A 26,359-nucleotide genomic window follows, 5' to 3' on the forward strand; every position below is an offset into this window, starting at 1 on the left:
AAAAGCACTTACCAGCAATCCTTAATGCAATGCGGCTGAAGGCATCGAATGGCCTGGCGGAAGCTATAAATGCCAAAATCCAATACATGAAGCTTAGAGCCAAAGGCTTTAGAAACAAACAACGGTTCAAGACAGCGATACTGTWCTATTTTGGGGGGCTTGATATGACTTTCCACCATGAACGGTGAAGAGCCTTATTCATACAGCTTATTGGTAAGGAAAGCCAAATGGTGTGCACGCTTTTTCGAGGCACATTCCAGGGAAAACGCATGAAGATCCGCGCCACGCCTGGGCTAGCAACTTAATGACTAAATTGTCACTTAGGTCTGAAAACCGTGCGTTATGCCATGTTTATTAATTAAAATAAGTGAAAATAAAGGATCAATTTGTTGATCATTTTCAGTGCGATTTAATGGTCTCCTAACGTTTAGGAGATTAAGAATGACAGAAGATAAAAGTCCATTTATGCATTTCGTTTCCATTAGAGACATTCGCCAAGAAGGTAAAGTTGAACATACGTTATCAGATATTATTTTGATAACGATTTGTGCGGTGTTGTCTGGTCATGATACCTGGAAAGGTATTAGTGATTATGGACGTAAGCAGCGTGATTTTTTATTACGCTTTGGCTTCTCAGGTAAAACATCACCCTCGGCAGATACGATTGCAAGAGTGATGGGAACCATCAGTACAAAAGCATTACAAAAAGCCTTCATAGAATGGATGAAGTCGTGTCATGAATTAACGGATGGTGAAGTCATTGCCATTGATGGAAAAACACTGAAAGGATCGTATAACAGAGCAACAGACCAAGCTGCGATTCATATGGTTAATGCGTTCGCAACCGCAAATGGTGTATGCCTTGGACAGTCAAAAGTAAATAGTAAAACCAATGAGATTACTGAAATACCTAAGCTGCTGGAATTGCTCGATATTTCTGGGTGTTTAATTACTATAGATGCCATGGGTTGTCAGCGAAAAATCGCACAGAAAATCATTAATAAAAATGCGGACTATTTGCTCGCTGTTAAAGGAAACCAAGGTAAGTTAGACAAAGCGTTTGATAATTATTACCGACCTTCAATGCTTCAACATTTTGATGGTGATAGCTACTCATCACAAGAGAAATCGCATGGACGTTTAGAAACACGATGTGCACTCATCAATACCGATTTAAGTTTATTAGGTGATTTGGCTTATGATTGGCCTGAATTAAAAACGATGGGCATCATGGTCAGTGTTCGACAAGAAGGCAAACATGCCGACGAATCCGATATTTCTGTGCGCTATTATATAAGTTCAAAAGCACTGACAGCGAAAGAGCTTCATGATGCCACTCGCTCGCACTGGTTAATTGAATCAATGCACTGGCAACTCGATGTTGGATTAAAAGAAGACGCATGCCGAATTAGGGTAGATGACCGAGCGGAAGTTTTTGCACGAATAAGGCAGATGGTTTTGAATTTATTAAAGCAAGAGAAGAGTTTCAAAGCCGGCATCCAACGCAAGCGAATGATGTGTGCGATGGACCAAGATTACTTAGCGACCGTGCTGGGAAGCCTTTCATGACGCGGATGTTCATGCGTTTTCCGTGNCGCATGCCGAATTAGGGTAGATGACCGAGCGGAAGTTTTTGCACGAATAAGGCAGATGGTTTTGAATTTATTAAAGCAAGAGAAGAGTTTCAAAGCCGGCATCCAACGCAAGCGAATGATGTGTGCGATGGACCAAGATTACTTAGCGACCGTGCTGGGAAGCCTTTCATGACGCGGATGTTCATGCGTTTTCCGTGACAGCGGGCGATAATCCGATCGCTTAAGGTAAATTCGGCGCTATACAGATAAAACGGCTCGTTTTTCACTGCTTGCCATGTCAGGCTTTTTTGCGCACGCCACGCGGCTTGGTTAGGCAGCACTGCATAAATGGGGTGAGTTTGTAAGGGTAAGCTTTGTAAGCACTCAGGCTGGGTGTCGGTGAGCATAGTGATTGCCACATCAATCTCACCATTGATCAGGGCTTGTTCGGTGCGCCGCCCCCCGTATTCAACAATACTGAGCGCGACATTTGGGTAACGTTGACGGTATTCACGTAACACATTGGCATACAGCGGCCCTATCATCGGTGGCATCCCTAATCTAAGCTGGCCGCGCGCCAGTTGGTTGAGATCGTCGAGCTCAGTATTTAGCTGCTCAAACTCAGCAATAATGCTCTGCGCACGCTGATACACCACCTCTCCAGCATCGGTTAACCAAAACCGCCTTCCCTCTCGGTGCAACAATGGCTGACCCACATCTTGCTCAAGGTTACGCACCATTTTACTGATTGTCGGTTGCGTCACATGCAATGACGCCGATGCGGCGGTAAAGCTCTGCTGTTCCACCAAGGCAATAAAATAGCGCAACGCACGAATATCCATAAACGGCCCTTAAAAGCTAATCGTTAACTATGCCATTTTGGCATAGTTTAAATAAAAAAAAGTCACTTTATTCACTCTCTGCTAAGACGTAAACTATGAGCCATCTCACAGATTCTTGGCACGCCTTCGATGCAATTGATTAAAAACGCCTTACTTACCCTACTACAAGTCTTTGTCCTTGCTGGCATTTGGTTCTTGTCTGATTGGTTGGTCACCACCTTTGCTATTCCACTACCGGCCAACCTCACCGGTATGTTGCTGTTATTAGGCGCATTAATGTTGAAAATTGTCCGTGCCGATTGGTTGCGTCGCGGGGCAGCCTGGCTGTTAGCCGAGATGTTACTGTTTTTTGTGCCGGCGGTGGTGGCGGTGGTCAACTACCAAGATTTATTGCTGCAAGAAGGCGGTAAGATCATGGTTGTCCTGATTCTAAGTACCGCGATGGTGATTGCGTCAACCGCTTGGGTGGTCGATAAAGTGTATCGTTTTGAGGTTAAAATGGCACGCCGCCGCAGTAACCACCACGCGCACCACCCTGATCTAAAACCGGAGTGCTAAGCCATGATGTCTGCTTTACCGACTTGGCTTCATGCCTCGTTATTGAGCGTCACCTGCTTTTTAATGACCCTTGGCTTTTATTACATGAGCAAATGGCTGTATCGCCGCCACCCCTCCATTCTGGTGATGCCATTGTTGCTCGCGCCCTTGCTGATTGTCGCGGTGGTGGTTGGGTTTAAGATCCCGTATCAAGACTACATGGCGCAATCTTACTGGCTGCTGTGGCTGCTGGGCCCGGCGACTGTGGCGTTTGCGATCCCTGTGTATGATAACCGCGCGCTCATCCGCCGCCATTGGTTGTCACTGTCAATCGGTGTGACTGTATCGGTGCTGGTCGCGATTACCAGTACTGTGGTGTTAGCGCGGGTGTTTGAGCTGTCTGAACTGCTGCAACGCAGTTTGGCGATGCGCTCAATTACTACCCCTTTTGCCGTGGAAGCCACCAAAGCGATTGGCGGGCAAAGCGATCTCACCGCGCTGTTTGTGGTTCTCACTGGCGTAATTGGGATGGCAATCGGTGAAAGTATTTTGACCGTGATTGCGATTCGATCACGCTTGGGACGCGGCGCCAGTTTGGGTGCATCAGCCCACGGTGCCGGTACCGCTAAAGCGTATCAAATTGGTCACGAAGAAGGAGTTGTATCTAGCGTGGTGATGATGATTGCCGGCATGGTCACTGTGTTACTTGCACCTGTGTTAGGCCAGTTGCTTTGGTGATCCTAACCGCTTTATTGATCCTTGTGTGACTTTGTACGCTATCTATTGCTATAAATAAAAATGAGTGAGTTGATGAAAGTTTCTGCGCAGTAAGCAGGTCTTACACAGACAAACTCTGATAACGAGGCAATAATGAAACAGCGTAAGTCAATTTGGCGAGTCATCGCGTTCACAGTATTCAGTTTGCTATCGATAGCAAGTTATGCGGCGGTGAAAGATACCGCCACTACAGACCAAGGCTACCAAAAAGCGACCCTTGCTGGCGGCTGCTTTTGGTGTACAGAATCTGATCTTGAAAAGCTCGACGGCGTGATTGATGTGGTGTCTGGCTACTCAGGCGGTGAGCTTGAAAACCCAACCTATAAAGAAGTCTCGTCCGGCACCAGCGGGCATATCGAGGTAATTGATGTCACCTACGATCCCAACTTGGTGAGTTATGAGCAGGTGTTAGACCAGTTCTTCCGTCATATTGACCCCACCGATGACCAAGGCTCGTTCGTTGACCGTGGCCCGCAGTATCGCCCCGCGATCTTTTATCGATCTGAAACGCAAAAACAAATTGCTGCCGATTTTATGGCGGAAATTGACGCGTTAGGCGTGTTCACAAAGCCGCTGAAAACCGAGTTGATCCCATTTGAGAAATTCTGGCCAGCGGAAAGTTATCATCAGGATTATTACAAAAACCACAGCGTGCGTTACAGCTATTATCGTTACGCATCGGGTCGTGATCAGTATCTGGACGAGATTTTTGGTGACGATCGCAAAGACAACCCGCTCACCTTGCGAGAGATGATTGATGCGCAAAAAGCGGAGGATAAGACATCAACGAATAATCGCTACTCGCGCCCCTCGGATGAAAAAATCCGCGCGATGTTGTCAGACATAGAGTACGAAGTCACACAAGAAGACGGCACTGAACCCGCGTTCCAAAACCCGTATTGGGACAACAAGCAAGTCGGTATTTATGTCGATATCGTTTCGGGCGAGCCGCTGTTCTCCTCCACCCATAAATACAAATCCGGTACCGGCTGGCCAAGCTTTACGCAGCCCATCGATAAGCAGTATGTGGTTACCAAACCGGACAACTCGCTGTTTTTCAGCCGCACCGAGGTGCGTAGTAAGGTGGCGGATTCGCACCTTGGCCATGTGTTTGAGGATGGTCCCGCACCCACCGGCTTGCGTTATTGTATGAACTCAGCCGCAATGCGCTTTGTGCCCGTCGATAAAATGGCCGAGGCAGGTTATGAGAATTACCTCTACCTGTTTGAATAAGTCTTCCTTTGCGTACGTCCTTTGCGTGATTGGCTTGGAAACCTGCGGTAGAGTATAGCTCTACCGCTTTTTTACGCGAGGCATTGGATGCACACGATATTGATAACCGGATTTGAACCCTTCGGCGGCGAGAGTGACAATCCATCTTGGCAAGTGGCACAAGCATTAGAAGGCTGGCAGCCCAATGAAGAGTGCATCGTTAAAGCCGTGCGCCTGCCCTGCACCTTTGACGATAGCTTACCGACGTTACACAGCGCGCTAGAATCACTCAGTCCGGTGATGGTGATCGCCCTTGGCCAAGCCGGTGGCCGCGCCGAGATAAGCTTAGAGAAGGTAGCGATCAATTATCAGAACGCGCCCATCCCGGACAACGCCGGTAAGCAGCTGCATGGCACGCCGGTGGTGCCATCTGGGCCCAACGCCTATTTTTCTACCTTACCCCTCAACCGTTTAGTGAACGCATTAAACGAAGCCCATCATCCTACCAGTATGTCTTACACCGCGGGCACCTTTGTGTGTAACCACGTGTTTTATGGCTTGATGCATGCGCTGGCTCATCACACCGAGGTACGCGCCGGCTTTATTCATATTCCCTACAGCCCAGCACAAGCGTGCAAACACCGCGCCCCGAGCATGCCGGTGGGTGATGTGGTAGCAGCGATGAAGATAGCTATTGAGTTGAGTTTATTGGATGATGATGCCACTACCGTGTGTGAAGGCATGTTGCACTAACACGCGTTAGATGGCGCTCAGACGATGAAGCTCAAACAATGACACCTAGCAGCGGAGCACAGTTACGGTTACCGTGCTCCTAACCTAATCGCTTAAAACAGCCACTCAGTGACGAGATCGTTGTCGGTCAGCACGCTATCGAGAAAGGCAAACAAATGCGCATTCATCGGTGCCGTATCAAAGGCGCGAATGGAGGCAGGGTCTTGAATAAAGCGCTTGTTAGCGGCCTCGCCCTCTGGATAGGCGGCTTGCAGTAAGCCTTCAATCGCCAGCGGCGTCAACTCAAGGTGGCATTGAAAGCCATATACCCGTGGTCCGTACTTCACGATCTGGCGCGGACAGCCTTCGCTGCTAGCCAATACACGACTATTGGGTGTCAGCCCCGGCATATCATGGTGCCAATGGCCCACAATTTCTTGTGGGGCAAAATGCGGCATATGCTCATCAATGTGGCCATCTTCGGTTAACTGGATGGGGAAATAACCAATCTCTGGCTCGGGGCTTTTCTGATACGACGCGCCCAATGCTTCACCAATCAGTTGCGCGCCGAGGCAAATCCCTAACACCGCGCTGCCTTGTTCGATACACTGCCTAATCAGCGCTTGCTCGCGTTGGCTATCAAAATGGGGGCACTCAGACTGTGGCGTATTTGGACTTTGCGGCCCGCCGAGTACCACTAGCAGATCAATGCCTTCACCGCTTTCCGGCAATGGCTCGTCCCGATATAAGTGACTGGTAGTCACATGATAAGCACGCTCATCACACCAATCTAAAATAGCACCTGGGCCTTCAAACGCCTCGTGAATAACAAGATGGACGCGCATTCCTCACTCCTTGGGATTTGTTTTACGCACGATTGCGGCTAAGCATACTATATTGAGCCGCGGCCTCAAACCTTGCCCACCACGAGTGGCGGGCGCGCCATAAACGCTTGAGTCAACAACTGAAACAGCTGCTCGGTTGCCGGCAGTTCATCTAAGTGCGCGGCTAATGGAGTATGCACCTCGGCCTCAATGCGATCGGCGTGACCACACAACTGATTACACAGCGATACAGGGGCAACAATATGTTGGCAATCGGCATCAATCAGCAGACACGCTTGCGCCAGCATCACCGTTTGTTTGGCATCGTCTGCGCCCATTCCTGCACCCGCGCTTAAACGCAGGATACGCTGGGCGGTTCCCACCACTTTTTTGCCATCAATATTGAGGTTGTAGTCACCATCACAATACGATCCGGGCGTGTCACCCACCGTCGTCGCAATGCCTAACTGCTGGAAAAAAGACTGTAAAATGGTGCAAAAATACTGGTAAGCCGTCTGGATATGATAAGGGGTGTTATTCGGCCACACCGTCAGATAAGACACGTTAATCACGCCGGGCAGTTGCGGCACCGGCGCACCGCCAGTTCGGCGGCTTTGTATTTGCCAACCTAACGCTGATAGGGCGCTGCGCAATTCAGGCGTTTGTGGCCATTTTTGGCCCGCCGGCAGCACCAAGGTTTGCGCATCTGGCTGCCAAAGCAGTAATGCCTCGTTGAGCTCGCTCTGCTCTATCCGGCGGATCAGCGCCTGCTCTTTATCGAACGCAGACGCCACCGACAGCGAGGGATAACGCAAAATCGTTTTTTGAGTCGCCATCATGCACCTGCTGTCGTTATATTCCTATTATTCGGCTATTAACCGAACAAACGCTGCCAAATGCTTGGGTTGCGTTTGTCGTGGTACTCTTCACGCAAGGCATCGATTTGGCGCATGCCTTGTTGTGCCTTATCGAGGTCGCCTTCGCTCAGCGCGGCATCAATTCCCTCTACCGTCACCGCCAGTTTATCGAACCCTTCCATGAAGGTCTCTGCTTTTTCCGGTGGATAGCTGCCCGCTTTGGCTTGCGCGATCAGGGTTTCTAATTTCGCGACCGGTGCTTGCATCGCTTCGATACTTTGTGCGCTCGCCGCCTCTTTAAAGGTCATTTTCATTTCTTTCATGATCGGCTTGAGCTCAGAGGCTGAGACATTCAGCGACAGCAACACCGCCACCGCGCCCATAAGTATGACTTTCTTCATTTTTGCTCCATGTGATTGTTTTTTAGTAATAATAATGCGCCATTATATTACTCACTTCTCACGGCATTGCCTAGCTAAGAAGCGTAAAACAATGTAAAGCACTTACACATCTCGCATCCAGATGGTATGATTAATTGTAAATGATAATGATTTTAAGTCAGAAAATATGAAACAGCCTAGCTATCACCTCACGCACGTTATTGATACCCAAACCATCACACCCAATATGCAACGCTTGACCTTACAAAGCGACGCATTCGCGAACTTCCCCGCTGACTGTGAAGGCAGCTATATCAAGTTACTGTTTGATAAAACGGGCAGCACGGATCTGAGCGGAGTAGCAGAAGGTGAGCGCCCTGTGATGCGCACCTATACCATTCGCCGTTTTATGCCTAGTCAGCACCAAATTGAAGTGGATATGGTTCGCCACCAAATCGAGCAAGCCGACTGTGGCTTTGCCGCGCGCTGGGCGCTGAATGCCCAAGTGGGTGATACTATTAACATTGCCGGCCCTGGAACGATTGCGCCGATTAATCGCGACGCGGATTGGTTCTTTATGGTTGCCGACATGACCGCGTTGCCGGCACTATCAGCCAAGATCAAAACCTTGCCTCGCGATGCCAAAGGCTATGCGGTGATCCAGCTCGATACCGCAGAGGATGCCCAACCACTCGACGCCCCCGCAGGCATGGAGATCATTTGGCTAACTACCCCGACGTTGGCCGAGACGGTAAAAGCACAGCCTTGGTTAGCCGGGCAAGTGTCGGTATGGTGTGCCTGTGAATTTGAAAGCATGCGCGCACTGCGCCAGTACTTCCGCAACGATCGTGATGTTGAGCGCGAATTTATCTACATCAGCAGCTATTGGAAAAATGGCGTGACTGAAGAAGGCCACAAAGTGATCAAGCGCGAAGATGCGGAGAATAATCAGTAGGCCTAAACACCTTTTTTCACCTGCAGTGAGCGTGCTTATCGCGTCTCTACCCGCATAAAAAAAGCGCCGATATCGGCGCTTTTCTCGTTTAAGGGGGTTACCCTTTGATTATTTTGCTTGCTTATCGAGCAAGTCGAAGAAGAAGGCATATTCCAATGCATCTTCTTTAATCCGCTTAAAGCGCCCCGATGCGCCGCCGTGGCCGGCTTCCATGTCGGTTTTAAACACCAGCGTATGGTTGTCGGTTTTCAGCTCACGCAGTTTCGCGACCCATTTCATCGGCTCAAAGTACTGCACTTGTGAGTCATGCAAGCCTGTGGTGACCAACAAGTTGGGGTAGTCTTGCGCGGTGACATTGTCGTACGGTGAATAGCTAAGCATGTACTCGTAGTAGGTTTTGTCGTTGGGGTTGCCCCACTCGTCATACTCGTTGGTGGTCAGTGGAATTGACTCATCCAACATGGTGGTGACAATATCCACAAACGGCACATGCGCGGCCACCCCTAAATACAACTCTGGCGCTTGGTTGATGATCGCGCCCATTAGCAAGCCACCTGCTGAGCCGCCGACGGCAAATACCTTGTCTTTATCGCCATAGCCTTGCGCAGTCAGCGCTTTGGTCACATCAATAAAGTCGTTAAAGGTATTCTTTTTGGTAAGCTTTTTACCATCGTCATACCAAGGACGACCTAGCATTTCAGAACCGCGAATATGCGCAATCGCAAACACAAAGCCGCGATCCAACAGGCTTAAACGCGTGGTGGAGAACGTGGGCTCCATGGTGGCGCCGTATGAGCCGTAACCGTATTGATAAATCGGGTTGGTACCATCTTTTTTGAAGCGGTCTTTACGATACACCAAAGACACAGGCACCTGCGCACCATCACGCGCGGTGATCATCACCCGCTCTGACTGGTAGTTGTCCGGATTAAACTCACCCAGCACTTGGTTTTGTTTGAGCATTTCACGCTCGCCCGACGCCAAATCAAACTCGTAGTAGGTGCCCGGTGTGGTCAAGCTGGTGTAGTACACACGCACAGCGGTGTTATCCATCTCTGCATTACCCGTCAGATAAGCCGCATAAGCCGAATCATCAAACTGCAACGGATATTCATCACCGTTAATCAGGTTTCGCACCGTGGTACGCGGCAACCCATTTTCGCGCTGCTCGTACACCAAGTGGTTGTCGAACAAGGTGAAATCAACCAACTGCACTTTATCATTTGGCGCGATCACATCTTGCCATTGGCTGCGATCGTCACGCTCGCTTTGATGAACCTTCATCAAGCGGAAGTTCACCGCTTGGTAGTTGGTATAGATGTAATACCACTCACCACGCTTCGCCACGTCATATTCGATGCCGGTTTCTCGCGGATAAAACGCTTGGGCGGTGGCATTCGGATCATTGGCATCCACGAGCGATACGCCGCTGGTTTCAGTGCTAGAGTGCCAAATAAAGATTTGCTCACCGTCTTTGCTTTTGCTCAAGCCGGTGTAGTAGCTGGTATCGGTTTCTTCGTAAATTAAATCATCAGCGGATTGCGGCGTGCCCAGACGGTGGCGATACACCTGATACCCCAGCAAGGTTTGCGGATCTTTTTTGATGTAGTAGAAGGCTTGGTTGTCGTTCTGCCACACAACACTGCTCGACGCGCCTTCAACCTTATCATCGAGGTACTCACCGGTGGTGAGGTCTTTGACTTGAATGCTATAAACGCGGCGGCTGAGGGTATCTTCCCCATACGCTAATAGGTTTTCGTTTGGACTGACGCTCAGTTGGCCAATGCTGTAAAACTCATGTCCTTTCGCGAGCGCGTTGACATCTAAAATTACCTTTTTGTCGGTGCCCGCAAAGTCTTTCGCACGCACATAGGTGCGATATTCATCGTCGCCTTCCACTTCACTGGAATAGAAATAACTGCCTTTTTTGACGGGCACCGAGGCATCGTCTTTGACAATACGCCCTTTGATTTCATCGAATAGTTTGGCCTGCATTGGCTCAGTGTGCGCGAGCACCTGATCGGCATAGGCGTTTTCTTGGTTAAGATGGGCGATCACATCGGGATCTTGGCGTGCATCGTCACGCATCCAATAGTAGTTATCCACGCGCGTGTCGCCGTGAATGGTCATTTCATGAGGGATTTTTTTCGCGACAGGCGCACTCAGTTCGCCTGGGCTGGAAGCTTTCACGTGTGACTCTCCTTGAAAACTGCACCCTGAGAGCAAAGACACCGCCAGTGCTCCGGTGAGTAAAATGTGTCGGGACATACTTTTCCTTCAGGTTTATTTAGCCATAACAGTAATTTAACAAACAAGCATTACTTTACTGACCTGAGGGCAGCAAGCAAGTTCCAATAAACAATCTTCTTTTTATCGTTCGTAAAATGACTCTCATTCTAATGCGTCCGGGGTACAAACATCATTGTTTTTAGCTTTAAACGGCAAATTACCGTGTTTTAGCCGTGTGGGGTTAAATCATCGACACACTTCGTAGACGTAAAGAACGGCCGCTCGCAACAGCATTACGCCGGCACGAGCATCATTGCCGATTGGGCGGCGACATCAATGCCCTGCCCGCTCGAGACCGTGACGCCCGTTAGCATATCGCGCCAATCATTTTCCAACGTCACTGAGAGTGATTGCGGCTCCAGGGATTTATTTAACACCAATATGCCTGCCTCTCCCCGTTGAATCACCAACCAGTCATCGGTCGCCTCCAAGACACGCATGGGCTCACCATGGGTCAAATTATGGAAGGCGATCATTTGCACCATCTTTGGATCTTTCCACGCATTTTGCCAGCGTGGTTGGCCGTCTCCCCCTTTGATACCACTGGTATCAAGATCGGTATAAATCAGTGGCACACCACCATCACGCCCCAAGATATACCCGTAAGCCAGCCACTCGCTCGCTTCGTCCATCACCAAATCCAAGAAAACATCATTGTTGGGAATGTCATGGGTAATGGCAAACGTGATTGCACGCCCTTTCGATAAGGCTTGGCCGAAGCAATAAGGGTCAATCAATGATTTGAGGCTGCCTTGGTTGGAAAACGCCTGATAAAGCGTTGAGAACAGCGGAAAGTCGTAGGCACCTAAACAGGTTTCTTGTAAATAGGGAGCCAGAAAGAGTTCATATTCTTCTTTGCTTGCGCCACCGTCGGTGATGATTTCACCAAAAATATGCGCATCATGGGTGATATCATCGGTCCACACGCGTTTGAGGTGCTCTAAGGTCATGTGCTTGGCCGCATCAATCCGAAACCCTTTGACGCCAATTGCTTTCAACGCCTTAAGGTAAGCACGTTGCTGCGCAATCACATGATCACACACTCGCAGTGTTGGTAACCCTGGATCGCTAGGCCCGCCGCTAATACGCCCATTTTGTACTTGCCAGGTGTCCTTCCAATCTTGTATGCCAAACGCATCAACGAAGTCCTGCTCAGTAAACAGTGGCTGAGATAAATCACCGAACAATGTCAGTTCGCGATAGCGCTCTTCATGCGCTTGATAAGTTGCCATCACCGTTTGGCTGGGATAATTCAAATCAGTGCGAGCGTGCGCTTCATTGGCCATATGATTGAAAACCACATCGACGTACGTAAACACACCAACACGGTTTAACGCTGCCACCATCGCTTTGAAATCCGTGGTGTTTCCGAGCGCATTTTCAATTACACGATAATCTTGCGGCTGGTACCTTAGCCACCAGCGTTCATCTTGCTCGCTTTTCATCGGAGGGGATACCAGCACCGAGCCATATCCTAGCGCGCTGATCTCCGCCGCGCGTTGGGCAATATCCGCGTACTTCCAATCAAAAGCATGCAAGATAACATTGGCTCCCATTGATTGGGTATCTTGTAAGCCGTTCATATCTGTCTTCTCATCGCGTTTAGGCATCGACTGTGATCCCGTTGTTGATGGCTAATTCAATAGCCAAAATTATAAACGCTATACACGCGCCGCCCTCCTCCTTTGGCTTCTTGTGTAAGGATGATAAGCAAGGCGTAGCTAGTGTTTTGCTGAGGATTAAGCGACCCTCGCTGGCCTGTATAACGGATGCCAAAACAGTGAAGGACGAAATGGATTTGGCTCTTCAAGCTGGTTTGTAACCAGCTTTGATCAAGGCATGGCGTGTAGGGGTGTACACCTTAAATGTGTTTTTCCCTTCATGCTTGGCACAATAAAGGGCATCATCCGCTTGCGCCAATAAGCAATCAATGTCGAGCACCTCGATGGTGGTCGTCACTCCGATGCTGGCAGACAAGCTCATTTCAAGCGCTGAGCCGCTGTTTTGAACCGCGCGGAGTAGTTCTGCCGATAACTGTTGCGCATTGGCACTGTCACTATAAGGCACCAAGACCGCGAATTCTTCTCCGCCCAAACGTCCGACAATCCCTTGATCATCCACTACTTGTTCGAAAACGTCAGCACAATGGATCAGCACCTTATCACCAATAGAATGGCCAAATGAGTCGTTAATGGTTTTAAAATCATCCAAATCGATCATCAGTACACTGATTGGGAAAGCGGCTGTATCAACACGCCGTTTGGCTCTCGACAAAAAGGCGCGGCGATTAAACAGTCCAGTTAAGCTATCTCGAGTCGCTTCGTGGTGGAGCTTCTCGTACACTCGCTCTAGCTTATAAAGAAAGATAATTAGGGTATTGATCACGCTATAGGCGATGCCCGACAAAATCAGCCCTGCTTGTAATAGCGAGGTGCCCAGCAGTTGAGTAAACAGATCAGGATAGAAATATGCAAATGTCGCCCTACCTAAATAGGCAACACCGAATCCACCCATTACCAAGATGAGCCAACGCTTTAGACGCTGGCCGCCTGTGTTCGTACTACTCACAATGGTTTGAGTCATCAGCCCTAACTGCATACTGACGATCAAGCTGGCGTAAATCACACGACTCCCGATGTCATCAAGGTATGACGACATCGATACCACGGACAGAAGAACAGGTAGCACCAACTGCCAGCGCGGTACGTCGCGCGCAAAAATTCTTCCCAGCGCCCAATGGCTAAACGAAAATGCCATCATGACACAGGCATTATAAAAAACGATGTCTATGTAGGGATGAAGGTACGGACGAGCAAATAAGACAAGATTGCTAAAGCCATGGATAAATAGAGATACCGCCCACCCATTGATACCAGGTTCTTGACGGTTTTGTAACAACAAAAAACCTGCTAGCAGCCATTGGGTTGCCGTCAGCGTTATAAGGAGTGTTGGTGCATCGAGTTCAAACATAAGGTGGACATTATTCAAGGCATGATCTTACTGTACCACTTTCTCAGTGGCGGCTTGGGGCAATCGATGTGCGCGATATCAATTTCTATACGTTAACTTCTATCACGCTTTCAGTCACCGAGTGCTTATCGCAAGGGATAAAGCGTACCGACTAGTTGCGATATAATACTTTAACGATATGCCAGCCAAATTTGGTTTTTATCGGCCCAAGCGGACGCAATAACTCACCACTGAATACGGCTTTATCGAAAGGCGGAGCCATGTCACCACGACGAAATTCGCCCAGGTCACCGCCCCGTTTTCCCGATGGACATTGCGAGTGCTTTTTCGCAAGCGTTTGGAAGTTTGCACCTTTTCTAAGCTGGTCTAGCAAAGAGGTTGCTTGCGATTTGTCTTTCACCAATATATGAAGGGCTGCTGCTTTTTTGGTCATCAGGACGTCTCGTAAAATTAAAGCCGCTCAGTATACCGGATTTCTTCCGCTGGATAACCAGAATTGTAAGGCGACCAGAGCCGACTTACACGGAGGGAACCCAGGCAATGATATCGGCAAAGATGAGGATTAGCACAAAAATCAGCACATATTCATTAGAGGTGGAAACATAAAATAGAAAAAATCTCACTCCTCCGACCTTTTTAATGCCAGCTCTATCCAGTTTCGTCATTCCCGACTGCTTTTGATTGCTATCTATCGCTATCGCACTAACACCCCTTAAAACGCTGATTTGATCGCATTTTGGTGGAAAAAACACATTAGAGAAAGCAGCGTTTATCGTTATAAAAAGCATCAAAAAGAGATCTATATCACACTGCTGACACGTTGATATTCATCTGACTTTAATAATTACACCTCTGATGGTTAAGCTGTTTGTATTGTCTGTTATTTGTGTAAAAACATTGGCAGATGCTTTTACGGGTATAGGAGAGAGAGGCGAGAACTGCCACCTCACTCACTGAGAAAAGGATCTTAATCACATTCTCGTTCACCACGATTGAAAGCTAATCCACATACCGGAGGGACATGATGTCCATTTATAGCCACCTTAAGCAATTGACTGCAATTTCATGCGTTGCCGCCGCATTAGGCTTCTCAGCCATGGCCAATGCCGACACTTGGCGTTATGCCCACGAGGAGTACGAAGGTGACGTGCAGGACGTCTATGCACACAAATTTAAGGAGTACATTGAAGATAACTCAGAACATTCATTGCAAATTTATCGCTTTGGCGAGCTCGGCGAGTCTGACGATATCATGGAGCAAACCCAAGCGGGCATCTTGCAATTTGTTAACCAATCACCCGGCTTTACTGGTTCGTTAATCCCTGAAGCACAAATCTTCTTTATCCCTTATCTGATGCCAACGGAAATGGACACTGTGGTAGAGTTCTTCCGCCAGAGTAAAGCGGTCAATGAAAACTTCCCTGAGCTGTACGAAGAGCAAGGCCTAGAACTGCTCAAGATGTATCCAGAGGGTGAAATGGTGATGACGGCAGACGAGCCTGTCACCGAACCTGCAGACCTGGAAGGGAAGAAAATTCGTGTGATGACTAATCCACTGCTGTCATCTACCTACGAAGCGTTTGGTGCAACGCCAACGCCATTACCGTGGGGTGAGGTATACGGCGCGCTACAAACCAACATGATTCAAGGCCAAGAAAACCCGATTTTCTGGATTGAATCAGGCGGTTTGTACGAAGTATCACCTAACTTAATCTTTACACACCATGGTTGGTTCACCACTGCATCAATGGCGAACAAAGAGTTCTTTGATGGTTTGTCTTCTGATGATCAAGCAATGATCCGTGATGCAGCTGATTATGCGTTTAACGAAACGGTTCAACACATCCGTGGTCTTGCAGAGAAATCGCTCGATAAAATTCAGTCGGCAAGTGACGAGGTGACCGTGACACGCTTGACCGATGCACAGATCGAGAAATTTAAAGCACGTGCACCACAAGTGGAAGAAACCTTCTATGAAATGACCGGTGAAAGCGGTAAAGCACTTCTTAACCAATTTAAGAAAGATTTGGAAGCCGTTACTAACTAGTTGTCAGTCGTACAGGCACCGCCCCACGCGGTGCCTGTTTATTTGAGGAATACGCAATGACCGATTCCGACTCTCTCAAGTACCACTCCGAGCTACCTGGCCTCCTTGGTAAACTGGATACCCTGATTTGTAAAATCGAATCCTTTATGTTGGCTGCCGGTGTGCTCTTAATGGCCCTGAATACCTGTGTCAACGTCATTGCACGCTTTGGCTTTGGACAAGGGTTATTTTTTTCAGGCGAAATTAATCGCATTTTAATTATATTGATCACCTTTGCAGGAATTGGTTATGCCGCTCGTCATGGCCGCCATATACGGATGTCTGCCCTTTATGACACCTTGCCATTCACAGGCAGAAAAATTCTAATGACTACGATCGCGCTTGTGACCGGCCTGATAATGCTGGTATTGGCCTATTTTTCTTATCAATACATTGCCTCTGTCTATGATCGTGGCCGTATTTTACCTGCCCTCGGCTTTGAAATTTGGTGGATCTATATTTGGGTGCCGCTTGGGTTTGCTATCACCGGTATTCAATACGGACTCACTGTTTATAAAAATCTCACATCACCCGATGTTTATCTCTCCGCTGGCGTGCTTGACGGTTACGCTGAGACTGAAAGTGAAGTTTAAATAGGCACCAACCACTATGGCCATGACTTTAATGCTCATCATGATTGTCTTGCTCGTGCTCGGCTTTCCGATGATGATCCCACTTACGGCTGCCGCCTTAACCGGTTTTTACATGATGTTTGGCGGTGTCGGTCAAATGGATACCTTTATTCAGCAAGTGTTAGGCGGCATTCGGCCCGCCTCGTTAATTGCTGTGCCCATGTTTATTCTTGCTGCTGATATTATGACTCGGGGACAATCAGCGAATCGCTTAATTGATATGGTCATGACCTTTATCGGCCATATTCGTGGTGGCTTAGCGATCAGCACCGCGACCTCTTGTACCTTATTTGGTGCGGTATCAGGTTCTACCCAAGCCACTGTTGTCGCAGTAGGCTCAGCCCTACGCCCTAAATTGCTTCGAGCAGGCTACAGTGATTCGTTTTCGCTTGCCTTAATCATCAATGCCAGTGATATCGCCTTTTTGATCCCACCCAGTATAGGCATGATTATTTATGGCGTGATCTCGGAAACATCGATTGCTGAACTCTTTATCGCCGGGATAGGCCCAGGCCTAATGATCCTCACCTTTTTCTCGCTTTATTGTTTGTATTACGCCACTATCAATAAAGTACCAACGGAACCCAAAGCCAGTTGGAGCGAACGTCTAACGGCGACGCGCAAAGCATTATGGCCACTGATGTTCCCACTCATCATTGTTGGGGGTATTTATGGCGGCGTCTTTAGTCCAACCGAAGCAGCGGCCGTGTGTGTGCTTTATGCCATGATTCTTGAGTTTGGCGTATTCCGATCATTGAGCCGTAAAGACGTGGTCATCATTGCACGGTCAACGGGCTTAATCACCGCGGTGGTCTTTATTCTTGTTGGCGTCGGTAATGGATTTTCTTGGATTATTTCATTCGCGCAAATTCCGCAAACCATTCTCGAGGCCGTGGGGATCAACCAAATGGGGCCGATGGGTGTCTTGGCATCTATCTCTATCGCCTTTTTCGTTGCTTGTATGTTCGTTGATCCGATTGTAGTGATTTTGGTATTAACGCCCATATTTGCACCTGCGATAGAAGCGACTAGTCTTGATCCTGTCCATGTTGGGATTGTGATCACCTTGCAAGTAGCGATTGGCTCAGCCACTCCGCCATTTGGTTGTGACATTTTCACGGCCATTGCCATTTTCAAAAAACCCTATTGGGAAGTTATCCGCGGAACGGGGCCTTTTATCGCGATGCTGCTTCTATCAGCCGCGCTGTTGGTGATGTTCCCGCAGATTGCGTTATTCCTACGTGATATCGCGTTTGGGTAACTAAACAACAGGAGTCATTGATGTTTAAACGAATACTGGTAGCCGTCGATGGCTCATATTCTGCATTAAATGCGTTAGATAAAGCGATTGAGCTGCAGCAACTCACCCATGCTGAACTCTACTTATTGTGTGTGTTTAAACATCACAGCTTGTTCGAGGCGTCATTGTCGATGGTTCGCCCCGATCGATTACAAATCCCAGATCAAACCTTAAGCGAATACGCCCGCAACATTGTCGAGCAAGCCAAGCAACACGCACTTGAAAATGGCGGCGAAGGTGTGCGCGGGTTTGTCAAAGGCGGGCGTCCTTCCAAAACCATTATCAAGTTTGCGAAAAGCAAAGAAGTGGATTTGATTGTCATGGGCGCACATGGCACGCACTCCGATAAAGACGGGATGTTTCTTGGCAGTGTGTCTCACCGTGTGGCAGGGCGGGCACATTGCCCCACGATGGTCGTTTAACTCTGTGTTGATGGCCTGGTACCTGTATTAACGGCGTCCCTGTATTGACGGCGTAGTATCGGCCATTCAATCACCCATGCTATCGACGATAAAAACGCCGGTCGTTTAAGACCGGCGTTTTTTGCTTACAACGAGGTTTTTCTCGAACAGAACGCGGGCTTATTGAATATGGAAATAGTGGCTATTGAGCACTAAATGCACACCAATCGCTGCGATATAGCCCAACATGATCACCGGCGCCCATTTTAAGTGCCCAAAGAAGGTATATTTACCGTGCGCTTGCCCCATCAGCGCGACACCGGCCGCAGAGCCAAGAGACAACAAGCTCCCCCCCACACCCGCTGTTAACGTAACTAACAGCCAGTTACCGTGTGACATCTCAGGGCTCATGGTTAATACCGCAAACATAACAGGAATGTTGTCTACCACCGCCGATAGCACACCGACAAGTGTATTGGCCCAGATCGGATCCCATTCTAAATACATCACATTCGACACCAGCGACAGATAACCAATCAAACTCAAGCCACCCACGCACATCACGACACCATAAAAGAACAGCAGTGTGTCCCACTCTGCATGGGAAATACGGCGAAAGACATCAAACGGGACCACTGAACCGAGACGACTCAGCGCGGCTTCATCATTTTTGGCTTCAGCAATCGCCCGTTTCCGCGCCAGAGAACGTGGTAACGTTCGGCGCAGGTAAAAACCAAAGAACTGCAAATACGCGAGGCCCATCATCATGCCCATGACCGGAGGGAAATGAATCAAGCCGTGGAAGGCAACTGCCGTTGCAATCGTGAGCAAAAACAGCACCATAATTCGTCGAGCGCCACGCTTTAACTCGACATATTCTTGCATCACGTCCGGCTGAGTGCGTGGAATAAAGCGTGACATGATAAAAGCTGGGATCACGTAGTTCACAACAGATGGAATAAACAAAGCACCAAATTCGGTGAAAGTAACCTTGCCCGCCTGCCAAACCATTAAGGTGGTGATATCACCAAAGGGACTAAACGCTCCGCCGGCGTTCGCTGCAACCACAATATTGATACACGCGAGGTTTACAAAACGTGGATTGTCGCCCCCAATTTTCAACACAATGGTACACATCAGCAGTGCGGTTGTGAGGTTATCAGCAATCGGCGAGATGAAGAAAGAAAGTACCCCAGTAATCCAAAACAAGGTTCTTAGGTCATAGCCTTTACTTAAGATCCATGCCTTTAATCCATCGAACAGGCGCCTCTCTTCCATCGCCGAGATATAGGTCATTGCCACCAGCAAGAAAAGCAACAACTCTGCGTACTCCAGCAAGTTGTGCTCAAGCGCGGCATGCGCCGGTGCCATATTTCCCCATTGTGAGTATGCAAACCCGATCAGTAACCAAATCAGCCCCGCGGCTAACAATACAGGCTTTGATTTTCTTAAGTGGAGCTTTTCTTCCAACATGACTAGGCTATAAGCAACCGCAAAGATTGCCAAAGACACATACCCTACCCATGACTGGGTGAGATCCAGTCCCTCGCCTGTTGTAGCGGCAAAAGCCGTTGGCGACACTACCGCCAACGCCGCAACCAAACGCTTCATCCTTGAGCCTCCAAATTTTATTTCCTTATTTTTGATATAACAAACAGCGCGCTCTGTGGCATTCACTCCGAACGCTAATTGTTTATTTTGTCGTCTTAGGTCACCACAGAACAAAAACGAACATAATATTAACAAATATGGCGATAACGTCTATTGATAACCATGATGAAATCACAAAAAAGAAGTGACATTCTCTACTGTCAAGATTAATAATATCAATTTACTAGTCGATGTTCGCTGTTATATCTGGCAAAAATCGACTAGGTTTAAGAAAAGTGTACGAAATGTGCCATCGCACGCTGTTCGACTAACAATAACAAATAGATAACATCGCAACTGCATCGTCGCGGTTGCGCAAGGATGTGTGAGTAACAAGAAGGGAGTCACCATGAAAACACTAAAAATTGCTGCCGTTGTATGTGCAGCGGTCTTATCACTGGGGCATGCACCATTCGCATTTGCCGAGACCGCTCGCGTCGCCGTATCCCAAATCGTTGAGCACCCCGCTCTTGACGCGACCCGCAACGGTCTGCTTGATGGCTTGGAGAAGAAAGGATATATCCAAGGTGACAACTTGTCGTTTAAATATCAAACTGCGCAAGGTAATCCAGCAATTGCGGTGCAGATTGCGCGTCAATATGTTGGAGAACAACCTGACGTCTTAGTCGGTATCGCGACACCATCAGCGCAAGCGCTCGCGGCTGCAACACGCGACGTACCCGTCATTTTTACGGCGGTAACAGATCCTATCGGCGCCAAATTAGTGAAAGATATGGCTGCGCCAACGGGTAACGTCACCGGCTTATCTGATCTTTCTCCTGTTGCCCAGCATGTGGGGCTGGCCAAAGAGCTGCTTCCCAACCTGTCGACGATTGGAGTGGTTTATAACCCCGGTGAAGCGAACGCAGTGACATTGGTTGATCTGTTAAAAGACGCGGCAGCAGAGCACGGGATAAAAGTGATCGAAGGCACGGCATTGAAAAGCGCAGATGTGCAATCTGCTGCGCAAGTTGTTGCCACCCAATCCGATATTATCTATGCGCCAACAGACAATACTGTTGCCAGTGCGATTGATGGTTTAGTGGCCGCTGCAAACTCAGCAGATACCCCTGTCCTAGGTGGATCGACGTCCTATATCCCCAATGGCGCGGTCGTTGCACTTGGCTTTGATTATTACTCCGTCGGGGTGCAAACAGCGGACTATGTTGCGGCCATCTTAGACGGCGAGCCGATTTCATCTCTACCTGCCAAAGTTGCGGAAGGGTCTGACTTAGCCGTGAACCGTTCGGCTGCAGACAAGTTGGGGATCGACGTGCCAGCTTCTATCTTGGATCGCGCCTCACGAATCGTAGAGTAGTTAGGCTCAATCTAGGAGTAGTAAATGACGGCAATTGCGTTTTTCGGCACCCTAGAAGTCGGCCTAGTTTATGGCTTGGTTGCGCTAGGTGTCTATCTCACTTTTCGTGTACTCGATTTTCCCGATTTAACGGTTGACGGCAGTTTCCCGATGGGCGCCGCCGTTGCCGCTACTATGATCGTGGCGGGTTATAACCCATGGTTTGCGACCGCAATGGCGATTTTGGCTGGCGGCATCACCGGATTAGTCACTGCTTTTCTCACTGTAAAGTGCGGCATCCTCAACTTGCTCGCCAGTATTTTGACCATGATTGCCGCATTTTCGGTAAACATTCGTATTATGGGGCGACCCAATATTGCCTTACTCGGCGAGGAAACCATCCTAACGCCATTTGAATCACTCGGTATTGCACCCGTCTATTTGCGTCCCTTAGTCGTGGGCGTATTAGTGATTATCAGTGGGCTACTCGTGATCCGCTTATTAGCCAGTGATTTTGGCTTGGGGTTACGCGCAACGGGCGTTAATGCGCGAATGGTTCAAGCACAAGGCGGCAGCACGGCGATGTACACCTATTTTGGTCTCGCCCTTTCAAATGCCTTTGTTGGCTTTGCCGGTGCATTATTTGCGCAAACCAATAGTTTTGCCGATGTGACCTCTGGCGTAGGGACCATTGTTGTCGGTCTCGCCGCCGTGATCCTCGGACAAACATTACTGCCTGGACGTAAAGTCTGGGTCGCCGTTGTGGCGGTGATTCTGGGTTCCATTTTATATCGCCTCGCCGTCGGCTTTGCACTATCGAGTGGCATGTTTGGTCTTCAAGCCTCTGATCTCAACTTGGTTACCGCGGTACTGGTTGCCGTGGCATTGATCGCTCCCAAAATGCGCCAACAGTATCAAAAGTCCAAACGCGCAAAACAGGCGGAGGTGTCAGGATGATCTCGTTGAACAATATTCAGGTCACGTTTAATCCAGGGACCGTCCTCGAAAACCGTGCTCTGCGCGGCGTAAGCTTAACCATTCCCGAAAACGAGTTTGTCACCATCATTGGTTCCAATGGCGCAGGCAAATCAACCTTACTGGGCGCCGTCACCGGTGAAACGCCGATGATTGGCGGCCAAGTTATGATTGACGATATTAATGTGACCAAGAAGGCTGTGCATCAGCGCGCCACCCTTGCCGCACGCGTATTTCAAGATCCACTTGCGGGTACCTGCGCGTCGTTAACCATCGAAGAAAACTTGGCGCTGGCTTATCGGCGAGGTAAAGGGCGCGGTTGGTCACGTGCGCTTGGGAGTAAACGTCGTAAATTGTTCCAAGAGCGCATTGCGATTTTGGGGTTAGGTTTAGAAGATAGACTAGGGGATAGCATTGGTCTGCTGTCTGGAGGTCAGCGTCAGGCCGTAAGTTTGGTGATGGCCACCCTGTCAGACAGCAAGCTTTTATTGCTCGATGAACACACCGCCGCTCTGGATCCACGCATGGCCGCGTTCGTGATTGATTTAACCAAAACTATCGTCAATGAGTTTAACCTCACTGCCATGATGGTCACGCACTCGATGAAAGACGCACTGGCATGCGGTGATCGAACCGTAATGCTACACCAAGGTAACATTGTGCTAGATGTCCATGGTGATGAGCGCAAAAATATGGACGTGCCACATCTTTTAGACATGTTCAACAAAGTGCGCGGCGAAACCCTCGCCGACGACAGCTTGCTACTCGGTTAACTTGCTACGGCGCTTGCTGTTATATAAGCGCCTAGTCATCTATTTTCTATGACTTATTTTTGCTCGGCCACCACTGATTAATCAGGCGTCCTCCTAATGAGGGCTGGTAACGCCAACAGTGATCGAACATGGCCATTAATTCAGGGTTGCCATATTTGGATAAGCTTACCGCATGGAAACGGTTTTGCTTTAACTTCAATGCATCGATCTTTTCGATCATCGTCTCGGACTGCTTAGGAGCAATAAAGTCCGACACCACCACTAGATCGGCGTTTTGATAGCGTTCACCGGCCATCAGATTAAGCGCTTTTTCGATCACAGGTGCCATATCTGTCCCGCCGTGGAACCGATATGAAAGAAAGCTCATCGCTTCTTGCAAACCGCGCTCACCGGTTAACTCGTAGCTGATATGGTCAGTGGAAAAGAGCATGACATAGCAATCACGATGCTCGGTCGCGGCAATCCGCATCAATACATAGGCGAGTGCTTTGGCGCATTGCTCTGGGAATCCACTCATCGAGCCTGAGGCATCGACGGCTATGATAAAGGGTCCCTTTTTTTGCTCTGGCTTGGATTGACTGGGGGCATACGTCTCTACTTTTTTCCGGCGATGGGCTTGGCCCGTCATTTGATAATTTAGCAGTTGTTTATCGACAAGCTGTTTATAAAAAACAACCTCGAGCGCAGGATCAGCCAGCAATACCGCCTCATTGGGTAAGAGACGGTCAACACGATCACTTTGGCAGATGCCGGTGATGTCATCAGGGACATCAACTTGCTTTTCCGGCACGGTTTTTAGCGTTTCCGTCGGCTGCTCGCTGGGCCCTTGCGCATCAACATGGTTTGCCATTCGCCCTAACTGTTCGGCAATCGCCTGAAGCTCTGGGTTCTTCTCTAAAAAAGTAATAAACCGTTTAAGTAAGGTGACGTCTTGCTGGGAAAGCGAGCTGGCCGCCATATCCCATAGCCGCCCCACTTTGCTGATATCACCCGATTGATCCACGCCATTCATTTTTTGATAGGTCGAGATACGGCGATAGAGATCGTCGAGTAATTTTTGTTTTTGTGATTCAACACTGTCGGACTGGTTTTTTTGTATTTCCGCTTTTAAATGCGCGTGCCATTTGTTGCAAAAGTACGACTGAAACATAGGATCAGCATGTTGAGCTTGATGGGCTGCGAGCCTTTCTGCCTGCGGATAGAAAGAAGAAACAGATTTTAAGTGGCTTAGTAAAGTATCAATGTCTTTTTCAAACGCGCGCGCGGTTTTTTCGGTGGCCTGCTCGTAGTATTGAATTTCTTGCTTCAGAGAGGCTGACAACCCTTGTTGAACCAGTTTGCGCTTTGTTTGCCCCCGCCAGCGGTGAAGCTGTTTTTTTACTGCTCGCTTAATCGCTGGGCTTCGTTCTGTCAACACAAGTAACTGGGGGTGAGACATCAACTCTGTCATCGCCGCATCCAGTAACCCAGACTCGGCGAGCATCAACCCCATGTTCAGGCTCTCAGCGCTCAGCATCACTGGCTCCTGAGAAGAACTCACCTAAGCGCGCTAAACGATTAACTTGGCGCTCTAGGTTATTAATCTGCGTTTTGACCTCATGTTCGACGTCGACCAAACTCGCTGACGCGGTTTCAAGCAGATCCGGTTGCGCAAATAAATGGGGCAACCCAGCATTGAGCTGACTGCGCGCGCGACGAATTAAAAACTGCGCATGCTGCAATTGTTCAAGCGCATGATCTGTTTGTTGTGTCCATGTGGCCAGCTGTTCCTCGCTCGGATCGTTCACGCCCACCAGGGCCATAGGCACCGGCCGATTAGCAATGTCTTTGATGACTAAGGCGTGCTGCGCATCCCACTCCAGAGTGAGCCGGCACAGGTGATTATTTTTATTCACATAGCCATACAAGTCTGTGCTGCCTGTTTTCAACTTTTTCTCAATGTCAGCCGCATCAAGATACACCCAACGACTGTCACCTTTTTCTTGCTCTGAAACCGATGGGTTGGCTCGAAGTAGAACAAAACGAACCAAATCTCGACTTTGGTTGACCGTGAAGCGAGGCGACTGGCTCAAGTCAATCATCGCTTTGCGCGTGAGCCCAGCGTTGGCCGTGTCTTGTCGATAGGTCAGCGCTTCAGCTGTGTCTTGCTCAATATCTTCTAACGCCACTTTGACGTCATCGAGCAAGGCAAGCACTTCTTGTTGATCGAACAGAACTTCTTTGGCAAATGCCTGCATCACGGTTTTCACCACATCACGCGATTCTGGGCTATGCCATAGGCAGTCTTCCAGTAACAATAAGTCCAATGGGGCGACTTCATCACGACCATTGAAAAAAGCGGCCGCTTTTAGCAAACGCACCGCCTTTTTCCACCGGCGATCGGACACATAAAGTTCACTTGGGTCGAATTGTGATTGTTCACTGCCGGCATTTTCTACCCGCTGTTTTAGTGTGTAGAGTTTTTCGAATATCGCATCCGGCAGACCCAAGGTGGGAATAATGGTCTGCCAATCCTGATATTCTTGATGGCTAATTTTCAACTTATCGGCCACCGCCACTTCGTCCTGGCTGGGCTCGGTAAGCATCAGTTTGAAGTTTTTCTTCTCTTGGATACGATTGACGAAAACGCGGAGTAACATGCGATCATAGAGCGCATCAAGGCCACTATCGGGATCAGGCAGTTCATTGGACGCGGTAACCAACAAGCGCATAGGGACAGGATAAACATGCTCACCGTTTTTAAAAGTGCGTTCATTCACAACGGTTAAAAGAGTGTTAAGAATGGCAGGTCCGGCTTTCCATATTTCATCCAAAAATACCACATCAGCATTGGGTAGATAGCCGTCGGTTAGGCGTACGTATTTGCCTTCATCTTTTAGCGCTTGAATCGAAAGCGGGCCAAACACTTCTTCCGGTGTCGAAAAGCGCGTCATTAAATATTCAAAAAATTGGCTGTTATCAAACGCCTCTATCAAACGTTTCGCAATATAGCTTTTGGCAATGCCTGGCGGGCCGAGTAAAAACACACTTTCACCCGCGAGTGCGGCCAATAGACACATTTTGATAGTGTGCTCGCGTTCGTACACCCCACTAGATAGTGCATCAATAAGGCTTGCAATACGCTCGGGTAATAGCGCGCGACGGCTGACGGTGGCAAGATTTTGAGACAAGTGGCACTCCGCTATTTGTGGCTAGGTGTCATCGTTAACGCATTTGATTAAAATCGGTAAAAAGCTTCACTGCTCTTTAACCATGGCAAGATTCCAATACTTTGCCATTCGCTAGCGGTTTTTGTG

General features: G+C 48.8%; 25 protein-coding genes and 1 pseudogene. 15 read left to right on the top strand and 11 right to left on the bottom strand.

Going from position 1 to position 26,359, the window contains the following annotated elements; genetic code table 11:
* From BZG75_RS08190 to BZG75_RS15410, 3 genes and pseudogenes are all read left to right on the top strand, one after another.
* The coding region (locus BZG75_RS08190; protein ID WP_199878874.1) for a transposase at positions 1–188 on the top strand (188 nt) is incomplete at its 5' end.
* Positions 189–441: 253 nt separating this feature from the next.
* Positions 442–1,569, top strand: a complete 1,128-nt coding sequence (locus BZG75_RS08195; RefSeq protein WP_077576683.1) for an ISAs1 family transposase — start codon at positions 442–444, stop codon at positions 1,567–1,569.
* A gap of 27 nt (positions 1,570–1,596) precedes the next feature.
* A pseudogene (locus tag BZG75_RS15410) lies at positions 1,597–1,767 on the top strand (ISAs1 family transposase); the annotation flags it as partial.
* Here the strand turns inward: BZG75_RS15410 and BZG75_RS08200 are convergent.
* Positions 1,685–2,416, bottom strand: coding sequence for a LysR family transcriptional regulator (locus tag BZG75_RS08200; protein WP_077576684.1), 732 nt, complete (start codon positions 2,414–2,416; stop codon positions 1,685–1,687). The pseudogene BZG75_RS15410 and the gene BZG75_RS08200 sit on opposite strands and share 83 nt — an antisense overlap.
* Positions 2,417–2,545: 129 nt before the next feature.
* Here BZG75_RS08200 and BZG75_RS08205 point away from each other — a divergent pair, with 129 nt between their 5' ends.
* The 4 genes from BZG75_RS08205 to pcp all read left to right on the top strand — a co-directional run bounded on the left by BZG75_RS08205 (position 2,546) and on the right by pcp (position 5,695).
* Positions 2,546–2,974, top strand: a complete 429-nt coding sequence (locus tag BZG75_RS08205) for a CidA/LrgA family protein (RefSeq protein ID WP_077461392.1) — start codon at positions 2,546–2,548, stop codon at positions 2,972–2,974.
* A gap of 6 nt (positions 2,975–2,980) precedes the next feature.
* A complete protein-coding gene (locus tag BZG75_RS08210) occupies positions 2,981–3,691 on the top strand; it encodes an LrgB family protein (protein WP_028569767.1) in 711 nt (236 codons plus the stop codon).
* 132 nt (positions 3,692–3,823) lie between these two features.
* Entirely contained in the window at positions 3,824–4,963 is a 1,140-nt protein-coding gene (msrB, locus tag BZG75_RS08215) for a peptide-methionine (R)-S-oxide reductase MsrB (RefSeq protein WP_077576685.1), read from the top strand.
* An 87-nt stretch (positions 4,964–5,050) separates the two neighbouring features.
* Positions 5,051–5,695, top strand: a complete 645-nt coding sequence (gene pcp / locus BZG75_RS08220; protein ID WP_077576686.1) for a pyroglutamyl-peptidase I — start codon at positions 5,051–5,053, stop codon at positions 5,693–5,695.
* 92 nt (positions 5,696–5,787) lie between these two features.
* On the opposite strand, the gene BZG75_RS08225 is transcribed toward pcp, so the two are convergent.
* The 3 genes from BZG75_RS08225 to BZG75_RS08235 form a co-directional block, all read right to left on the bottom strand.
* Positions 5,788–6,519, bottom strand: coding sequence for a glutamine amidotransferase-related protein (locus tag BZG75_RS08225; protein WP_077576687.1), 732 nt, complete (start codon positions 6,517–6,519; stop codon positions 5,788–5,790).
* A 65-nt stretch (positions 6,520–6,584) separates the two neighbouring features.
* Positions 6,585–7,334: a lipoate--protein ligase family protein gene (locus BZG75_RS08230; protein WP_443216192.1), complete on the bottom strand. Its 750-nt coding sequence runs from the start codon at positions 7,332–7,334 to the stop codon at positions 6,585–6,587.
* Between the two features lie 38 nt (positions 7,335–7,372).
* Entirely contained in the window at positions 7,373–7,756 is a 384-nt protein-coding gene (locus BZG75_RS08235) for a cytochrome b562 (protein WP_021024242.1), read from the bottom strand.
* 166 nt (positions 7,757–7,922) lie between these two features.
* Here BZG75_RS08235 and BZG75_RS08240 point away from each other — a divergent pair, with 166 nt between their 5' ends.
* Entirely contained in the window at positions 7,923–8,690 is a 768-nt protein-coding gene (locus BZG75_RS08240; RefSeq protein WP_077576689.1) for a siderophore-interacting protein, read from the top strand.
* Positions 8,691–8,798: 108 nt separating this feature from the next.
* On the opposite strand, the gene BZG75_RS08245 is transcribed toward BZG75_RS08240, so the two are convergent.
* From BZG75_RS08245 to ppiC, 4 genes are all read right to left on the bottom strand, one after another.
* Positions 8,799–10,958: a S9 family peptidase gene (locus BZG75_RS08245; RefSeq protein ID WP_077576690.1), complete on the bottom strand. Its 2,160-nt coding sequence runs from the start codon at positions 10,956–10,958 to the stop codon at positions 8,799–8,801.
* Between the two features lie 254 nt (positions 10,959–11,212).
* Positions 11,213–12,562 carry an alpha-amylase family protein gene (locus tag BZG75_RS08250; RefSeq protein ID WP_077576727.1) on the bottom strand — a complete coding sequence of 450 codons (1,350 nt, stop codon included), beginning with the start codon at positions 12,560–12,562 and terminating at the stop codon, positions 11,213–11,215.
* 223 nt (positions 12,563–12,785) lie between these two features.
* Positions 12,786–13,949: a GGDEF domain-containing protein gene (locus BZG75_RS08260; protein WP_077576692.1), complete on the bottom strand. Its 1,164-nt coding sequence runs from the start codon at positions 13,947–13,949 to the stop codon at positions 12,786–12,788.
* A 151-nt stretch (positions 13,950–14,100) separates the two neighbouring features.
* Positions 14,101–14,382, bottom strand: coding sequence for a peptidylprolyl isomerase PpiC (gene ppiC / locus BZG75_RS08265; RefSeq protein WP_077576693.1), 282 nt, complete (start codon positions 14,380–14,382; stop codon positions 14,101–14,103).
* Positions 14,383–14,970: 588 nt separating this feature from the next.
* Between ppiC and BZG75_RS08275 the strand changes: the two genes are divergently transcribed.
* The 4 genes from BZG75_RS08275 to BZG75_RS08290 are packed head-to-tail and all read left to right on the top strand — an operon-like array spanning position 14,971 to position 18,389.
* Positions 14,971–15,996 carry a TRAP transporter substrate-binding protein gene (locus BZG75_RS08275; RefSeq protein ID WP_198532339.1) on the top strand — a complete coding sequence of 342 codons (1,026 nt, stop codon included), beginning with the start codon at positions 14,971–14,973 and terminating at the stop codon, positions 15,994–15,996.
* A 56-nt stretch (positions 15,997–16,052) separates the two neighbouring features.
* Positions 16,053–16,628 (top strand): TRAP transporter small permease, encoded by a 576-nt coding sequence (locus tag BZG75_RS08280; protein WP_021024504.1) that lies wholly within the window; start codon positions 16,053–16,055, stop codon positions 16,626–16,628.
* A 16-nt stretch (positions 16,629–16,644) separates the two neighbouring features.
* Positions 16,645–17,928 carry a TRAP transporter large permease gene (locus BZG75_RS08285; RefSeq protein WP_077576695.1) on the top strand — a complete coding sequence of 428 codons (1,284 nt, stop codon included), beginning with the start codon at positions 16,645–16,647 and terminating at the stop codon, positions 17,926–17,928.
* 20 nt (positions 17,929–17,948) lie between these two features.
* A complete protein-coding gene (locus tag BZG75_RS08290) occupies positions 17,949–18,389 on the top strand; it encodes a universal stress protein (RefSeq protein WP_077461402.1) in 441 nt (146 codons plus the stop codon).
* Between the two features lie 159 nt (positions 18,390–18,548).
* Here the strand turns inward: BZG75_RS08290 and nhaD are convergent, their stop codons facing one another.
* The gene (nhaD, locus tag BZG75_RS08295) at positions 18,549–19,979 is read right to left on the bottom strand and encodes a sodium:proton antiporter NhaD (RefSeq protein ID WP_021024507.1); all 1,431 of its coding nucleotides are present in this window, start codon (positions 19,977–19,979) and stop codon (positions 18,549–18,551) included.
* Positions 19,980–20,367: 388 nt separating this feature from the next.
* Between nhaD and BZG75_RS08300 the strand changes: the two genes are divergently transcribed.
* From BZG75_RS08300 to BZG75_RS08310, 3 genes are read left to right on the top strand one after another with little or no spacing between them, the layout of a single operon-like run.
* Entirely contained in the window at positions 20,368–21,336 is a 969-nt protein-coding gene (locus BZG75_RS08300; RefSeq protein WP_077576696.1) for an ABC transporter substrate binding protein, read from the top strand.
* A 24-nt stretch (positions 21,337–21,360) separates the two neighbouring features.
* Positions 21,361–22,272: an ABC transporter permease gene (locus BZG75_RS08305; protein WP_025744904.1), complete on the top strand. Its 912-nt coding sequence runs from the start codon at positions 21,361–21,363 to the stop codon at positions 22,270–22,272.
* Positions 22,269–23,063 (top strand): ABC transporter ATP-binding protein, encoded by a 795-nt coding sequence (locus tag BZG75_RS08310; protein ID WP_077461405.1) that lies wholly within the window; start codon positions 22,269–22,271, stop codon positions 23,061–23,063. Before BZG75_RS08305 ends, BZG75_RS08310 begins: the two co-directional genes overlap by 4 nt.
* A gap of 46 nt (positions 23,064–23,109) precedes the next feature.
* On the opposite strand, the gene viaA is transcribed toward BZG75_RS08310, so the two are convergent.
* Positions 23,110–24,579 carry an ATPase RavA stimulator ViaA gene (gene viaA / locus BZG75_RS08315; RefSeq protein WP_077576697.1) on the bottom strand — a complete coding sequence of 490 codons (1,470 nt, stop codon included), beginning with the start codon at positions 24,577–24,579 and terminating at the stop codon, positions 23,110–23,112.
* Entirely contained in the window at positions 24,566–26,233 is a 1,668-nt protein-coding gene (locus BZG75_RS08320; RefSeq protein WP_077576698.1) for an ATPase RavA domain-containing protein, read from the bottom strand. The genes viaA and BZG75_RS08320 overlap by 14 nt, the downstream gene beginning before the upstream one ends.
* Between the last annotated feature and the right edge of the window lie 126 nt (positions 26,234–26,359).

Origin of the sequence: Salinivibrio sp. AR640 (assembly GCF_001995405.1) — a bacterium.
GTDB classification, from domain to species: Bacteria; Pseudomonadota; Gammaproteobacteria; order Enterobacterales; family Vibrionaceae; genus Salinivibrio; species Salinivibrio costicola.

Bases quoted from the DNA above. Each gene is read 5' to 3' on its own strand.
- pcp (WP_077576686.1), top strand. From the start codon at position 5,051: ATGCACACGATATTGATAACCGGATTTGAACCCTTCGGCGGCGAGAGT.
- BZG75_RS08260 (WP_077576692.1), bottom strand. From the start codon at position 13,949: ATGTTTGAACTCGATGCACCAACACTCCTTATAACGCTGACGGCAACC.
- BZG75_RS08285 (WP_077576695.1), top strand. From the start codon at position 16,645: ATGGCCATGACTTTAATGCTCATCATGATTGTCTTGCTCGTGCTCGGC.
- msrB (WP_077576685.1), top strand. From the start codon at position 3,824: ATGAAACAGCGTAAGTCAATTTGGCGAGTCATCGCGTTCACAGTATTC.
- BZG75_RS08240 (WP_077576689.1), top strand. From the start codon at position 7,923: ATGAAACAGCCTAGCTATCACCTCACGCACGTTATTGATACCCAAACC.
- viaA (WP_077576697.1), bottom strand. From the start codon at position 24,579: ATGCTGAGCGCTGAGAGCCTGAACATGGGGTTGATGCTCGCCGAGTCT.
- BZG75_RS08225 (WP_077576687.1), bottom strand. From the start codon at position 6,519: ATGCGCGTCCATCTTGTTATTCACGAGGCGTTTGAAGGCCCAGGTGCT.
- BZG75_RS08245 (WP_077576690.1), bottom strand. From the start codon at position 10,958: ATGTCCCGACACATTTTACTCACCGGAGCACTGGCGGTGTCTTTGCTC.
- BZG75_RS08290 (WP_077461402.1), top strand. From the start codon at position 17,949: ATGTTTAAACGAATACTGGTAGCCGTCGATGGCTCATATTCTGCATTA.
- BZG75_RS08300 (WP_077576696.1), top strand. From the start codon at position 20,368: ATGAAAACACTAAAAATTGCTGCCGTTGTATGTGCAGCGGTCTTATCA.
- nhaD (WP_021024507.1), bottom strand. From the start codon at position 19,979: ATGAAGCGTTTGGTTGCGGCGTTGGCGGTAGTGTCGCCAACGGCTTTT.
- BZG75_RS08230 (WP_443216192.1), bottom strand. From the start codon at position 7,334: ATGGCGACTCAAAAAACGATTTTGCGTTATCCCTCGCTGTCGGTGGCG.
- ppiC (WP_077576693.1), bottom strand. From the start codon at position 14,382: ATGACCAAAAAAGCAGCAGCCCTTCATATATTGGTGAAAGACAAATCG.
- BZG75_RS08250 (WP_077576727.1), bottom strand. From the start codon at position 12,562: ATGAACGGCTTACAAGATACCCAATCAATGGGAGCCAATGTTATCTTG.
- BZG75_RS08310 (WP_077461405.1), top strand. From the start codon at position 22,269: ATGATCTCGTTGAACAATATTCAGGTCACGTTTAATCCAGGGACCGTC.
- BZG75_RS08210 (WP_028569767.1), top strand. From the start codon at position 2,981: ATGTCTGCTTTACCGACTTGGCTTCATGCCTCGTTATTGAGCGTCACC.
- BZG75_RS08305 (WP_025744904.1), top strand. From the start codon at position 21,361: ATGACGGCAATTGCGTTTTTCGGCACCCTAGAAGTCGGCCTAGTTTAT.
- BZG75_RS08280 (WP_021024504.1), top strand. From the start codon at position 16,053: ATGACCGATTCCGACTCTCTCAAGTACCACTCCGAGCTACCTGGCCTC.
- BZG75_RS08205 (WP_077461392.1), top strand. From the start codon at position 2,546: ATGCAATTGATTAAAAACGCCTTACTTACCCTACTACAAGTCTTTGTC.
- BZG75_RS08195 (WP_077576683.1), top strand. From the start codon at position 442: ATGACAGAAGATAAAAGTCCATTTATGCATTTCGTTTCCATTAGAGAC.
- BZG75_RS08235 (WP_021024242.1), bottom strand. From the start codon at position 7,756: ATGAAGAAAGTCATACTTATGGGCGCGGTGGCGGTGTTGCTGTCGCTG.
- BZG75_RS08275 (WP_198532339.1), top strand. From the start codon at position 14,971: ATGATGTCCATTTATAGCCACCTTAAGCAATTGACTGCAATTTCATGC.
- BZG75_RS08200 (WP_077576684.1), bottom strand. From the start codon at position 2,416: ATGGATATTCGTGCGTTGCGCTATTTTATTGCCTTGGTGGAACAGCAG.